The sequence below is a fragment of the Rhabdobacter roseus genome (assembly GCF_014202275.1).
Classification (GTDB): domain Bacteria; phylum Bacteroidota; class Bacteroidia; order Cytophagales; family Spirosomataceae; genus Rhabdobacter; species Rhabdobacter roseus.
Window position 1 is genome coordinate 1 of record NZ_JACHGF010000013.1, and the last position, 12,353, is coordinate 12,353.

General features: G+C 59.1%; 11 protein-coding genes. 5 read left to right on the plus strand and 6 right to left on the minus strand.

Translation table 11 applies throughout. The features are described from left to right. The 5 genes from HNQ92_RS25060 to HNQ92_RS25080 all read left to right on the plus strand — a co-directional run. On the plus strand, positions 1 to 559 hold a 559-nt coding region (locus HNQ92_RS25060; protein ID WP_184178624.1), incomplete at its 5' end, for a TolC family protein. 48 nt (positions 560 to 607) lie between these two features. Further along, the gene (locus HNQ92_RS25065; protein ID WP_184178626.1) at positions 608 to 1,783 is read left to right on the plus strand and encodes an efflux RND transporter periplasmic adaptor subunit; all 1,176 of its coding nucleotides are present in this window, start codon (positions 608 to 610) and stop codon (positions 1,781 to 1,783) included. Between the two features lie 9 nt (positions 1,784 to 1,792). Then, positions 1,793 to 2,413 carry a hypothetical protein gene (locus HNQ92_RS25070; RefSeq protein ID WP_184178628.1) on the plus strand — a complete coding sequence of 207 codons (621 nt, stop codon included), beginning with the start codon at positions 1,793 to 1,795 and terminating at the stop codon, positions 2,411 to 2,413. A 15-nt stretch (positions 2,414 to 2,428) separates the two neighbouring features. Continuing rightward, on the plus strand, positions 2,429 to 4,336 hold the full coding sequence (locus HNQ92_RS25075) for a heavy metal translocating P-type ATPase (RefSeq protein WP_184178630.1): 1,908 nt from the start codon (positions 2,429 to 2,431) through the stop codon (positions 4,334 to 4,336). A gap of 24 nt (positions 4,337 to 4,360) precedes the next feature. Continuing rightward, positions 4,361 to 4,531 (plus strand): hypothetical protein, encoded by a 171-nt coding sequence (locus HNQ92_RS25080; RefSeq protein WP_184178632.1) that lies wholly within the window; start codon positions 4,361 to 4,363, stop codon positions 4,529 to 4,531. A gap of 108 nt (positions 4,532 to 4,639) precedes the next feature. Here the strand turns inward: HNQ92_RS25080 and HNQ92_RS25085 are convergent, their stop codons facing one another. The 6 genes from HNQ92_RS25085 to HNQ92_RS25110 all read right to left on the minus strand — a co-directional run bounded on the left by HNQ92_RS25085 (position 4,640) and on the right by HNQ92_RS25110 (position 12,286). Continuing rightward, entirely contained in the window at positions 4,640 to 5,896 is a 1,257-nt protein-coding gene (locus HNQ92_RS25085; RefSeq protein WP_221307542.1) for a hypothetical protein, read from the minus strand. 5 nt (positions 5,897 to 5,901) lie between these two features. Beyond that, positions 5,902 to 6,363, minus strand: coding sequence for a QcrA and Rieske domain-containing protein (locus HNQ92_RS25090; protein WP_184178634.1), 462 nt, complete (start codon positions 6,361 to 6,363; stop codon positions 5,902 to 5,904). A gap of 11 nt (positions 6,364 to 6,374) precedes the next feature. Next, positions 6,375 to 7,574, minus strand: a complete 1,200-nt coding sequence (locus HNQ92_RS25095) for a di-heme oxidoredictase family protein (RefSeq protein ID WP_246440815.1) — start codon at positions 7,572 to 7,574, stop codon at positions 6,375 to 6,377. Positions 7,575 to 7,903: 329 nt separating this feature from the next. Next, complete coding sequence (locus tag HNQ92_RS25100; protein WP_184178636.1) at positions 7,904 to 8,923, minus strand: cation diffusion facilitator family transporter; 1,020 nt, start codon at positions 8,921 to 8,923, stop codon at positions 7,904 to 7,906. Positions 8,924 to 8,977: 54 nt separating this feature from the next. Further along, on the minus strand, positions 8,978 to 11,494 hold the full coding sequence (locus HNQ92_RS25105) for a heavy metal translocating P-type ATPase (protein ID WP_184178638.1): 2,517 nt from the start codon (positions 11,492 to 11,494) through the stop codon (positions 8,978 to 8,980). A 78-nt stretch (positions 11,495 to 11,572) separates the two neighbouring features. After that, the gene (locus HNQ92_RS25110; protein ID WP_184178640.1) at positions 11,573 to 12,286 is read right to left on the minus strand and encodes a ZIP family metal transporter; all 714 of its coding nucleotides are present in this window, start codon (positions 12,284 to 12,286) and stop codon (positions 11,573 to 11,575) included. Between the last annotated feature and the right edge of the window lie 67 nt (positions 12,287 to 12,353).

Here is a 12,353-nt window from a genome sequence, read left to right on the forward strand (position 1 = left end):
AATTTCGTCCAACCCCTACCTGCGGCTCGCCCGGCAGGAGCTCCTCATCGCGAGCCGGTCCACGGACCTGGAAAAAACGACCCTGCTTCCCCAGTTCAAAGTGGGGTACCTCAACCAGTCGCTGATCGGCGATTACCGCCGCAACGGTGCGGACGTGTTCTATGGGGCGGGCAAACGCTTCCACAGCGTCGAGGCGGGGCTGGCCATACCCATTTTCCGGGGCGCGTCCAAAGCGCGGATCGAGGCGGGCAGGATCAGCGAGGAACTCGCCCGCAATCAACTGGCCGTGGCGGAGATTCAACTCGGCACCCAACTGAGGCAGGCGGTGCGTGCTTACCAGGCCACCGAACAGAGCCTGACTCTGTACGAGGAGCAGAACCTGCCTCTGGCTGGGGAGATCCGGGCGAAAGCCACTCTGGCCTACGAGGCGGGTGAGATCGGCTATCTCGAGTTCGCCCAGGCCCTCAACCGGGCGCTGGACATTCAGTCGCGGTACCTGGACCTGCTCGATGAACACAACCGGGTCGTCATCGAAATAGAATTCCTGCTGGGCCAGTGACCAGCCCGCGCATACACCCCATTTTTTATACATAAAGACAAGAACCAAATGAAAAACCTACTGATTATCCTGGCCCTGCTGGCGGGCCTTTTCGCCTGTGACAATACCCCGACGACGGAAGTCGAGGGCGGGGAGGCCACCTCAGCACCCCATGAGGAGGGGGACGAAAACCGGGTCGAGCTGACCAAAGCGCAGTACGAGACGGCGGGGATCGCCACCGGCCTGGTGACGGAGCGCAGCCTGAGCGGCACGGTGGTGGCCAACGGCGTCATCGACACTCCCCCCCAGAACCTGGTCAGCATTTCGGCCCCTTACGGCGGCTTCGTCCGCAGCACCGACCTGCTGCAGGGCAAGCGGGTGCGGAAAGGGCAGGTGGTGGCCACCATCGAGAACCCCGACCTCATCAAGATGCAGCAGGACTACCTCGAGACGGCCAGCCAACTGGAATACGCCGAACTCGAACTCGCCCGCCAGACCGAACTGAGCCGCGAGAACGTCAACGCCCGCAAGGTGCTGCAGCAGGCCACGGCGGACGCCAAGACCCAGAAAGCCCGGCTGGCGGGATTGAAGGGGCGGCTGCAAATCGCCGGCATTAGCCCCAAGTCGTTCGCCGACGGCAACTTGGTGACCCGATTCCCGGTCGTTTCGCCCATCAGCGGGTCGGTGACGGTGGTCAACGTCAACCTGGGCATGTACGTCAACCCGACCGATGTCATGTTCGAGATCGTGGACACGGAGCATTTGCACGTGGAAATTTCCGTCTTCGAGGACGACGTGCCGAAAATAAAGATCGGCCAGACCATCCGCTTCACGCTCAGCAACGATCCGGCGAAACAGCACCTGGCCAAGGTGTACCTGATCAACCAGAAAATAAACGAGGACCGCACCGTCAGGATCCACGGCCACCTCGACCACGACGACCACGGCATGCTGCCCAACAACTTCGTGCGGGCCGTGATCGAGACTGGTGCCAGCCCAGTGCCCGCCCTGCCGGAGGAGGCGATCGTGGATTTCGAGGGCAGGCCCTACATCTTCGTCCGGGCCGATTCCGCCGACAACCGCACTTTCGAGATGGTGGAGGTAGCCCGGGGCGTGACGGAAAACGGCTACGCGCAGGTGACGCTGCCGAAGGATTTCGACCGAAGCCGTGAAGTCGTAATGAAGGGAGCCTATGCCCTGTTGTCGAAACTTAAAAATTCGGAGGAGGAGGGGGAAGGCCACTGACAATGACCCATGGAACAAATCATTCTGGGCGGCATCGTCCTCAGCTTCATCCACGCGGTAATCCCCAGCCACTGGCTGCCCTTCGTCACGATTGGCAACGCCCGGGGATGGGATCGGGCGACCCTATTGCGAACCACTTTCCTGGCGGGTACCGCCCACACGCTGAGCACCACGATTTTCGGCCTGCTGGTCAGCTACGCGGGGTTCCAGCTCTCCGGCAGCCAGCAACTGATCGCCGGGCGAATTGTCCCGCTGCTGCTGTTGATCCTCGGGCTGTGGTTTGTCATGCAGCATTACCTGGGCCACTCCCACACCCATCTGGAAGCGGGGAATGCAAGGGGCAGAAGCCACCGACGGCTGCTGCTGTCGCTGGTGGTCGTCATGTTCTTTTCGCCCTGTTTCGAGATCAGCGCTTATTTCCTCAGCGCGGGGACGATGAGCTGGCGCGCCGTGGCCGTGTTGGCAGCCTTATATAATGTCCTCACCCTGGCCGGCATGCTCGCAATGGTCGGGCTGGGACAGCGGGGGCTGGAGAAGCTGGACATCGGCTGGCTGCGGCACAACGAGCAACTTATCACCGGGATGACGCTCTGCGGGCTGGCGGCCTTTAATTTTTTCACTGAATTTTAAGAAACCCAATAAACCATGATACAAAAACCAGTAAAAAAACACGATTCCCACCGCCACGGGGGCGAGGCCAGCGACTGGCTCACCCACTGGCCATTGCTGCTGTCGCTGCTCATCCTGGCGGTGATGCTCACCGCCGAATACGGCTTCGGGGCCGTGCCCGGCGAACTGCCGCGCCTGGCAATTTACCTTACCGCTTACTTATTGGCAGGTTACAAGGTGCTGGACTTGGCCTTTAGGAAGGCCAGGCGGCTCGACATATTCAACGAGTTCTTCCTGATGAGCGTGGCCACCCTCGGCGCGTTCGCCATTGGGGAGTACAGCGAAGGCGTGGCGGTCATGGTGTTCTACGCCATCGGCGAGTGGTTCCAGGACGCCGCCGTGAACCGGGCCAAGCGAAGCATCAAGGCCCTGCTCGACATCCGGCCCGACACCGTGGATGTGATCCGTCAGGGAAGGGTGCAGACGGTGGAACCCTCTGAAGTCGAGATAGGCGAGGCCATCCAGGTAAAGCCCGGCGAGAAGGTGGCGCTGGACGGTGAGCTGCTGTCCGAGCGGGCCACCTTCAACACCGCTGCCCTGACGGGTGAGAGCAAACCCGATTCCAAAGAAAAGGGCGAGCAGGTGCTGGCCGGGATGATCAACCTGAACACCGTGGCCGAGGTGAATGTCCGCGCCTTGTTCCGCGACAGCAAGCTCAGCCGTATCCTGGAAATGGTGCAGGACGCCACGGCCCGCAAGTCCCGCACCCAGCTTTTCATCTCCCGGTTCGCCAAAGTTTACACGCCCATCGTGTTTGCGCTGGCTGTCCTGCTGGTGGTGCTGCCCTACTTCTTCGTTTCCGACTACGTCTTCCGGGACTGGCTCTACCGGGGCCTGGTCTTTCTGGTGATAAGCTGCCCATGCGCCCTGGTGGTCTCGATCCCGCTGGGTTACTTCGGGGGCATCGGGTTGGCTTCGAAGAACGGCATCCTGTTCAAGGGTTCCAACTTCCTCGACGTGATGACGGGAGTGGACACGGTGGTCATGGACAAGACCGGAACCCTCACCAAAGGGGTGTTCAACGTGCAGGAAGTGGTGGCCGACGGCATTGACGAAAAGGAACTGGTCAGGCTCACTGCCGCCATTGAGAGCAAGTCTACTCACCCGATTGCGCTGGCCGTCACCCGTTACGCCGGGAATAGCCCGGAAGGGGCCGAGGTAGGGGACGTGGAGGAAGTGCCGGGCCACGGCTTGAAAGGAACCGTGGACGGCAGGGAGGTGCTGGCCGGAAACACCAGGCTGCTGCGCAAGTTTGGGGTGAAGTACGACGGGGCCATTGACCGGGAGGCCGATACGGTGGTGGTCGTGGCGGTGGACGGGCGGTATGCGGGCTACATCCTCATTTCTGACGAGATCAAGGAGGATGCGAAACAAACGGTCGAACAACTCAGTGAAATGGGCATCAGGTCGGTCATGCTGAGCGGCGACAAGCAGAGCGTGGTGGAGAAGGTGGCCCGCACGGTCGGGATGGACGAGGCCTTCGGCGACTTGCTGCCCGAGGACAAGGTGAAAAAGGTCGAGGTGCTGAAAAACGAGGGGAGGCACATCGCCTTTGTCGGCGACGGGGTCAACGACGCCCCGGTGATCGCCCTGGCCGACGCCGGGATTGCCATGGGCGGCCTGGGCAGCGACGCCACCATCGAGACGGCGGACATCGTCATCCAGAATGACCAGCCCGCTAAAATCGTGACAGCCATTAAAATTGGCAAGATCACCAAGGGCATCGTGTGGCAGAACATCGGACTGGCGATGGGAGTGAAGGTGATTGTGCTGCTGCTGGGGGCAGGCGGCGTGGCCACACTCTGGGAGGCCGTCATCGCCGATGTCGGCGTGGCCCTGCTGGCCATTATGAACGCGGTCAGGATCCAGAGGAAATCGGTCTGAAACATCCGGTCTTCCGGCACCCCCATGATTGAAAAAGGGGAAATACATTTTATAGATTACAAACCGTTCGGCGTGAGCCGGGAGTACGAGCAATTCCGTCCCTGGAAGTCGGTGGAAAAGTCCATGAAGACAGTCGAATTCGAGGAACTGTACCTGGGGGCTGCCTACCGCTGCACGGGTGAAAGAAGACCCTGAATCGTCAGGCCTGGCAGGGTGACGATGGTAGCTACCCACAGCTCCAAGCAGTTTTCTCTGCTGGACACGCAGGTCATCATTGGCGGGCAGTATTCACCCACAAAAAAGTTAGAAATAAGTAGAGAAGCCAACCTGAAAGATGGCCGTGCGGGCGGGCGGGTTGCCCAGTATATCGGTGTCCCACTGGTAGCGGTAGTTGGCCCGAATCACCGTGGTGGGCGACGGACGGAAACTAATGGCGGGTACAACGGACCAGATTTCATCGTAGATGTTTTCGTTCGTTTCGTTGAATGTGCCTACGTTATAGTCCACACGCTCTAAGCGGGCCGCCACGTTCAGTGTGGCCGTGTTCCAGCCCAGCATCCGGCCCCGCAGCACCGGCTGCACCACATCAAGCCAGCCCCCCTGCTGACGACGGCCAAACTGCTGTGAATAGGTGGAAGGTACATCTACCCGCGCCCAGACAAACTCGCCATTGAGATACGTGCGCGAGCCGGGCAGCACCGTATTGAAATCCACCGCCCATACATCGACCCGCCTACGCTGATCCAGAACCAGGCCGTCGTCCCGAAATTTATTGTACACGCCCCCCATCCACGACAAACCAATTTCCCCGAATTTGCGCCGTTTTACGGCTGCTTTCAGCGTAACCAGAGGCACCCCGTTGAAACTCTCCTCGAATCGGTTGGGGTTGACCTTGGCTGCGGGCAGGAACGTCCGGTTTTGCGTATTGGCGATGATTGAATTGTCAAAGCCGTTGGTCAGGTAACATTCGTAGGCAAATACCCAGTTGCGGGTGTATTTTTTTCCGTATAGCCCAAATCCCACGTTACTGAAGGTGGAGGGAATAATACGGGTGGATGAGAGGGGCCGGTCAACGAATTCCCATTTGGGGCCGTCGTGATTCTGGTTGAACGAGCCAATCGGATTCATCAGGATGCCGGTACGCAGGTTGAGCAGGGAGTTGAACTGGAAATCGACCGAGGCAAATTCGATATTGATTTCTTTGGTACCGTCTTCAAACTCGATTTCAGTCAAAAACTTGATGCGCCGGTTGATGGTCGCAGCCATGAAAATCGTCATCCGGCGCATCTGAAACGACAGCCCCTCACTAACCCCGTCGGTATTGGCGTACTGCGTGTTGGCTTCCACGTAGCCCCCTTTCGAAATGGGCAGTTTGCCGGGCCGCAGAAAGGGCCGGTTATAAACGGCATCAAGGTTCATCTTTTCGTCTTTGGGCGTATGCAGCGTCGTATCCCGGCCAAACAGCGCGTCCATTTTGGCATTGCTGGTCGTATCGACTGGAACCTGACCAAAGATCGATGTGGCGACCAGCAGGCATACGGGTAAAAGTTTGTTTCTCATGTAAGTCAGGCGATAAGGATGTAAATTTTCTGGTTATCAGCCGTTACACGGTAAGCTGTGAGGTCCCGGTCGGCGGGGCCTTCCGTTACGTGGCCCTGCGCATCGTATTCACTACCGTGGGCTGGGCAGGTGAGAAAGCCCTCGTGGGCGTTCAGCTCGTTGCCCTGGTGCGAACACTTCATCAATACAGCCGTGAAGGCGTCGCCCGTGCGGTGCAGATAAATAGGAAAGGTCTGACCCGGCAGCTCCACCAGCACGTAGTTGCGCAGCGTGGTCACTCCCTTTTTGCTCACCTGCTCGAATTCGCTCCGGCTGAGTTCAATGGTTTTCCCTTTTAAGACGGGCTTCTGTGCGTAGTACACGCTTCTGCAACTGCTCACCAGCACCGGAAGCCCCGCTGCTGCCAGGCAAACGGCTCCGCAGGTCTTCAAAAATGTTTGCCGGTCGAGTTTATCCGGTGTCCTCATGAAGAATAGGTTTAGAGTGATTTAAGAAATGCAATGACATCAGCCTGACTGGCAGCGGGCATTTCCTCGAAACGCTTTTGAATGCTGGCAGCCTCACCACCGTGCATCCTGATGGCTTCCCTAATACTGCGTGCCCGTCCGTCGTGCATAAGATACACCTGCCCGCCCTGCGAATTTTGGGCCAGCCCCAGTCCCCACAGCGGGGGGGTACGCCACTCGGCTCCGCCAGCGGAGCCTTCCGTGTAGCCATCGTCCAGGCCCGGCCCCATGTTGTGCAGGAGCAGGTCTGTGTAGGGATGAAATTCGGTGTTGGCCAAGGCTGCCACGGGCGAGTATCCCGTTTTCAGCGTTTGTTTGTGGCAGCTTTCACAACCTGTTTGCACGAACAACTGCTGGCCTCTCAATACGGCAGGGTCATCAGGGTTGCGCTGGATGGGTGCTTTTAGCGTTTGCAAGTAGAAGACTACATCCCGCACTTTCCTGTCCGATACTTCGGGATCGATGGATTTGAGCGTGTACACGTCACTCGGATCAAAAGTCGACGTGATGCCCATGTCCTGGTTGTAGGCTACCACCGTCTGATGAAACAGGTTGTAAACACTGCCTTTTTTACCAAAGCGCGTTATATACCGATCTCCCTGCCGCCTGCTGTTCGGGCGGGGCGTAACGTAGCCGGGCAACAGGTTCCAGTTTGGGTGTCCCCGCACCCCATCGGGGTTCTTGGCGTTGGCAGCGGCCATACCCAGAATATCTTCGTCGCTTACCAGTTCAAGGTAGCCCAGCCCGGAGTTGCTGGGCGGGGTAAACTTAGCAAAGGGAGTTCCTTCGGGCAGTTGCTCAGGTTCATAGCCCGGAATGGCCCGGTTCTGTATTTGAAACCCGTGGTCGAACTCGTTTTGACCCAAGCTATCGGTGTGGCCAAAGCGAATCAACGTGGTAAAGGGATGTCCTTTACCATCACCAGGGTGGCAACTGCCGCAGCTATTGGCCACGAACACCGGCCCAAGTCCCGTCTCAGGCGTGAATATTTCATCGTTGAAGGCAATGTCACCAGCCAGGTGCCGGGCCGATTGCGCCGGGGTAAGTCCTGCTACCGGACCATCGAGTAGTTCGTCTTCCCTGGGGGCGGTGGGACCCATTTCCTTGCAGGCAATAATGGCAAAGACAAACGACGCGACACTAAGTAGAAATGAAAGAGTAGTTTTTCTCAAAATAAACTGATCGTATGTGGTTGAATGCCAATGGTTAAATAGGGTAAGATTAACAGCGGGGTTAACGAAACCATCAGCAAATGTAGCAAGAATATTTATAATCTAAATATAATTTTAGACTAGCCAAAAAAATAATCAGAACTTGATAGAAAATTATTTTCGACTTGCCGATTTATTCTACTGCCATATTGAGCCCATCGTCTGGCAAAACAAGAAGTTCAGAGGTAACAACAAAACACCCCGCAACCTGTGGGATTGCGGGGTGTTTTTGGCCTACCCTACGGGCTGGTTGCGGTGTTCAGGCGAGATCGGCAGATGACGGCTGGCGTTTACAGCTTATGCTGTTCCATTTCCGCCTGGACGATGGCCCGCTCCAGAGCCTCCTCCCTGCTGCAGTTCGTCCGGGCGTGGCGGTCCTCAGCCAAGCGCAGCACCTTGTTGCGGACACCGTCCTCCAGCGGGTCGAGCCGGTGTGCCTGGTTCTCGAAGAGTTTTTCAACGTACCGGGTGAACTCCTCGAAGTCGATGGTAACGTGTTCCGTGTCCAGATCCCCGAAAACACCCAGAATCTCCTGCCTGAGGGCTTTCTGTCGGGCCGGGGTCAGATCCCCGGTCTTAACATGGAGGGTGACCACCAGTTTCTTCTGGGTCAGCCCCCAGACGTGGAAGTGGCGGATTAGCTCCACCCCGTCCAGGCACAGCACCTTTTGCTCAAGCAGAGGCACGTTCACGCCTTCCGGCACCCTTTGAAGAAAAATCTTCACCACATCGACCAATTTGAACGAGATCATGACCAGCACCGCCAGGTTGATGACAATGGCCAGGATGGGGTCGAGGATGGGCAGTTCCTTGAACAGCAGGATAATGCTGACGGCCAGTACCGCCAGCCAGCCGAGCGAATCCTCCAGCAGGTGGATGGTCATGACCTGCTTGTTGAGGGATTTGCCTGATCTGAGTTTCCAGACCCCGATTCCGTTCAGGACGATGCCCAGCACGGCGATTCCGATCATCCACGGCACGTCGGGCATCTGCGGGTCAAGGATGCGCCGGATGCTGGCGTAGAATATGTAAACGGCCCCCAGCACCAGCACGAGTGCGTTCACCAGGGCACCCAAAAGGGAAAAACGCTGATAGCCGTAGGTGTACCGCTCGTTGCTTTTTTCCTTTTCGGCTTTATGCTCGAAGTACCAGCCCAGCCCCAGGGAGAGGCTGTCGGCGAAATCGTGCAGCGAGTCGGCGATGATGGCGATGCTCCCGGAGATCAGCCCCCCGGCCAGTTCCAGCACGGTGAAGGCCAGGTTAAGGAAAAAGGCCGTTTTGGTGCTGCTGCTTTTATTGTCTTTCGGCATCGGGTTTAGTGCGGGTTGTGAAAATAACAATCAGCGGTTTCAGGCTCCTCATTCCTATTTCTTGTAAGCCAACAACCTGAGGGCGTTGAAGACCACTAGCAGGGTTGAGCCTTCGTGAACGACCACCGCGATGCCGATATTGGCCACGCCCAGGATCGTCGCCGGGATGAGCATGGCCACGATGCCCAGGCTCACCCACAGGTTCTGCCGGATAATGGCCCGCGCCTTCCGGCTGAGGCCGATGGCGAAGGGCAGCGTTTCGAGCTTGTCGGCCATCAGGGCGATGTCGGCGGTTTCCAGGGCCACGTCCGACCCGGCGGCTCCCATCGCAATGCCCACCGTGCTATTGGCCATTGCGGGGGCGTCGTTGACCCCGTCGCCGACCATCGCCACCTTGGCTTCTTCCTCTTTGAGCTTTTTGATCGCATCCACCTTTTCTTCCGGCAGCAGGCTGCCCCAGGCGTCGGTCAGGCCGATCTCTTTGGCTACGGCGTCGGCGACCTTCTGGTTGTCGCCCGTGAGCATGATCATCCGGCGGATGCCCAGCTCTTTCAACTCGGCCAGTGTAGCCCTGGCTTCCGGGCGGGGCGTGTCCATCAGGGCCAGCGCGCCGATGTAGTCGTCGTTGCGCCGGATGAGCATGGTCGTCTGCCCCTCCGCTTCCATAGCGCGTATCTTCTCCACAACCTCTGGAGACGGCTTTTTATCATCCAGGGTTTCGAACAGTTCAAGGTTGCCGATGTAAATTTTATCCTGACCCAGCATAGCCTTGATGCCCTTTCCCTGCACGGCTTCCAGGTTTTTGGCCTCGGGGATACTGGTATCCGGCAGGCGTTCCTTCCCGTCGCGCACCACGGCTTTGGCCAGCGGGTGGTCGCTCAGATTTTCGACGGCTACCGCTGTTTTGAGCAGGTCGTCCTTCGTCATTTCGCCAAAAGGCACCACTTCGGTGAGCTTGGGTTTGCCCTCGGTCAGGGTGCCGGTTTTGTCGAAGGCCAGCGCCGTCAGCACGCCCAGGTCTTCCAGGGGGCGGCCGCCCTTGATCAGGACGCCCCCCCGGGCGGCCCGCGCCACGCCGCTCAGCACCGCGCTGGGCGTCGAGATCGCCAGGGCGCACGGGCTGGCCGCCACCAGCACGGCCATCGCCCGGTAGAAACTGGTGCTGAACGGCTCGTCCACCACCAGGAAAGCCAGATTGAGGAGGGCGACCAGCCCCAGCACCGACGGGACGAAGTACCTCTCGAACTTGTCGGTGAAGCGCTGGGTGGGCGATTTCTGGGTCTGGGCTTCGTTGACCAGCCTCACCAGCCGCGAGAGTGTGGAGTCGCTGGCGGCCTTGATGACTTTCACCTCCAGGGTGTTGTTGCCGTTGATCGTCCCGGCGAACACCCGGTTTTCGTCCCTGATGTCGTCCTGGGCCGTGTACTCTTTGGCCGGATCAGCCACGGCGGTTTTGTCCACCGGGACGCTTTCCCCCGTGATGGGGGCCTGGTTTACGCTGGAACTGCCGTCCACCACCACGCCGTCGGCGAAGATTTTGCTGTTGGGCTTTACCGCGATGACATCGCCCACGGCCAGGGTCTCGATGCCTACCTCTTCGGTTCTGCCGTCCTTCTTCAGCAGGGCCGTTTTGGGGGCCAGGTCGGCCAGGGCGGCGATGGACTTGCGGGCCCTGCCCATCGCGTAGTTTTCCAAAGCATGCCCCAGGCTGAACAGGAACAGCAGCAGGGCCCCTTCGGCCCACTCGCCCAGAATGGCCGCCCCGACGGCGGCCACCAGCATCAGGAAGTCGATTTCGAAGCCCCCCGCCCGGATCGTCTCGAAGGCTTCCTTCGCCGTGAAGTACCCGCCGAAGCCGTAAGCCCCGATGTACAGCGCCAGACTCACCCAGGCGGGTACCGAGTCCACGTACGAAAGCCCGAAGCCGGCACCCAGCAGCGCGCCGCAGATGAGCGAGAAGTAGAGTTCCGTATTCTTCCCCAGAATCCCGCCGTGTTCGTGCCCGTCGCCCTCGCTGTGTTCGTGCGCCTTGTCCTCGGCGTGGTCGTGTCCGGCGCCCTCCTTGTGAATGTGGTCGGGGGATTCCGCGGGAGTGGTTTTCCGGGTATTGGCTGTTTCTTCGTCTTTGTCAGCTACCCGCAAACCTTCATCCCGCAGCAGTTGCCGGATGGCCGCGCCGCTGGTGACCGTTTTGTCGTATTCGATCCGCACCGGGCCGGAGGCCGAAACGGAAACGTCCAGCAGGCCCTCGTGTCGGCGCAGGCTACGCTCGATTTGCCGGGCGTGGCGGGTGTGCCGTACGCCTTCTACTCCCACCAGCAGGTGGCCGAAATCGCGGGTGAGGTCTTCGCCTTCCTGCCGAGCGATCGAGCGGATACGGTCCATTGAGAGAAGGTCGGGATCGTAGTGAAAGCAAAGTTGCGGACCTTGCCCGTCTTTGCCTTCGGCTACGTGCGCTTTCTGAATGGCATCCTGCTGCTCCATCCGTTGGATGAGCCGGGTCACGCACGCGTCCTTTTCGTCGGGAACCCCGGGCAGGACGACGGGGATTTGCATCTTGATCTTTTCCATGTATAAATGATTCAGCTTTTTTCTTGAAAATGAAATTGTCTCTTCTACTCCAAAAGGGAAGAAAGATGAGGGCGGCGGTTAGCCCGGCAGTAGCATGAACAGCAGAAACCCGGCGAAAAAGGCCGCCGTGATAAGGGGTGACTGGCTACCCTCGTGCGCCTCTACGAGCAGTTCCTCGGTGACCAGAAAGAGCAACGCCGCCAAACCGAAGGACAGCACGATTTCCAGGTAGGCATCGGGGATGCCCCCCAGCAGCCACGCACTCAGCACGGCGCTGACGAAGACGAGCAGGGCGAGTCCAACCAGGCACAGCACGGCGGTTCTGGTGGTCACACTCCGGCTTCCCAGCGAGGTGGCGGTGGCCATGCCCAGCGCGGCCAGCTCGATGGAAATGGCAATCGCCAGCAATGTGCCGGTTTCTGTGCCGGATATGAACCCGATTCCCATAATGACGCCGTCCACCAGCAGATCGACGGCGATGATGGCGATGAGCGCGGTGGGAAATCCCCCGCCGTCGGGGGCTTCTTCGGCGGGTTCAAGGAAGTACCGCAGGGCCAGCATCAGCGCCACGCCTGCCCCGAAGCCGACGACGATCTCCCATATGATGTGCCGCTCCATGATGTCGGGCAGAAGCTCGACGGCCACCACCGAGAAGATGACGCCCGCCGCGAAGTGCAAGATGACGCTCCTCATGCGGATTCCCGGCTTTCTCAGGATGGCTATAATGCCGCCTACCAGTAAGGCTGCGGCGGCGATGGTGGCGTACAATGCTACGCTGGAAAGGTTTTCCATGATTGAAGGATTAGGCATTCTCTTTTGGGAAACTACAAAGAATGCCCGGGGGCTGAGAAACGGGCAG

Bases quoted from the DNA above. Each gene is read 5' to 3' on its own strand.
- HNQ92_RS25065 (WP_184178626.1), top strand. From the start codon at position 608: ATGAAAAACCTACTGATTATCCTGGCCCTGCTGGCGGGCCTTTTCGCC.
- HNQ92_RS25070 (WP_184178628.1), top strand. From the start codon at position 1,793: ATGGAACAAATCATTCTGGGCGGCATCGTCCTCAGCTTCATCCACGCG.
- HNQ92_RS25075 (WP_184178630.1), top strand. From the start codon at position 2,429: ATGATACAAAAACCAGTAAAAAAACACGATTCCCACCGCCACGGGGGC.
- HNQ92_RS25080 (WP_184178632.1), top strand. From the start codon at position 4,361: ATGATTGAAAAAGGGGAAATACATTTTATAGATTACAAACCGTTCGGC.
- HNQ92_RS25085 (WP_221307542.1), bottom strand. From the start codon at position 5,896: ATGAGAAACAAACTTTTACCCGTATGCCTGCTGGTCGCCACATCGATC.
- HNQ92_RS25090 (WP_184178634.1), bottom strand. From the start codon at position 6,363: ATGAGGACACCGGATAAACTCGACCGGCAAACATTTTTGAAGACCTGC.
- HNQ92_RS25100 (WP_184178636.1), bottom strand. From the start codon at position 8,923: ATGCCGAAAGACAATAAAAGCAGCAGCACCAAAACGGCCTTTTTCCTT.
- HNQ92_RS25105 (WP_184178638.1), bottom strand. From the start codon at position 11,494: ATGGAAAAGATCAAGATGCAAATCCCCGTCGTCCTGCCCGGGGTTCCC.
- HNQ92_RS25110 (WP_184178640.1), bottom strand. From the start codon at position 12,286: ATGGAAAACCTTTCCAGCGTAGCATTGTACGCCACCATCGCCGCCGCA.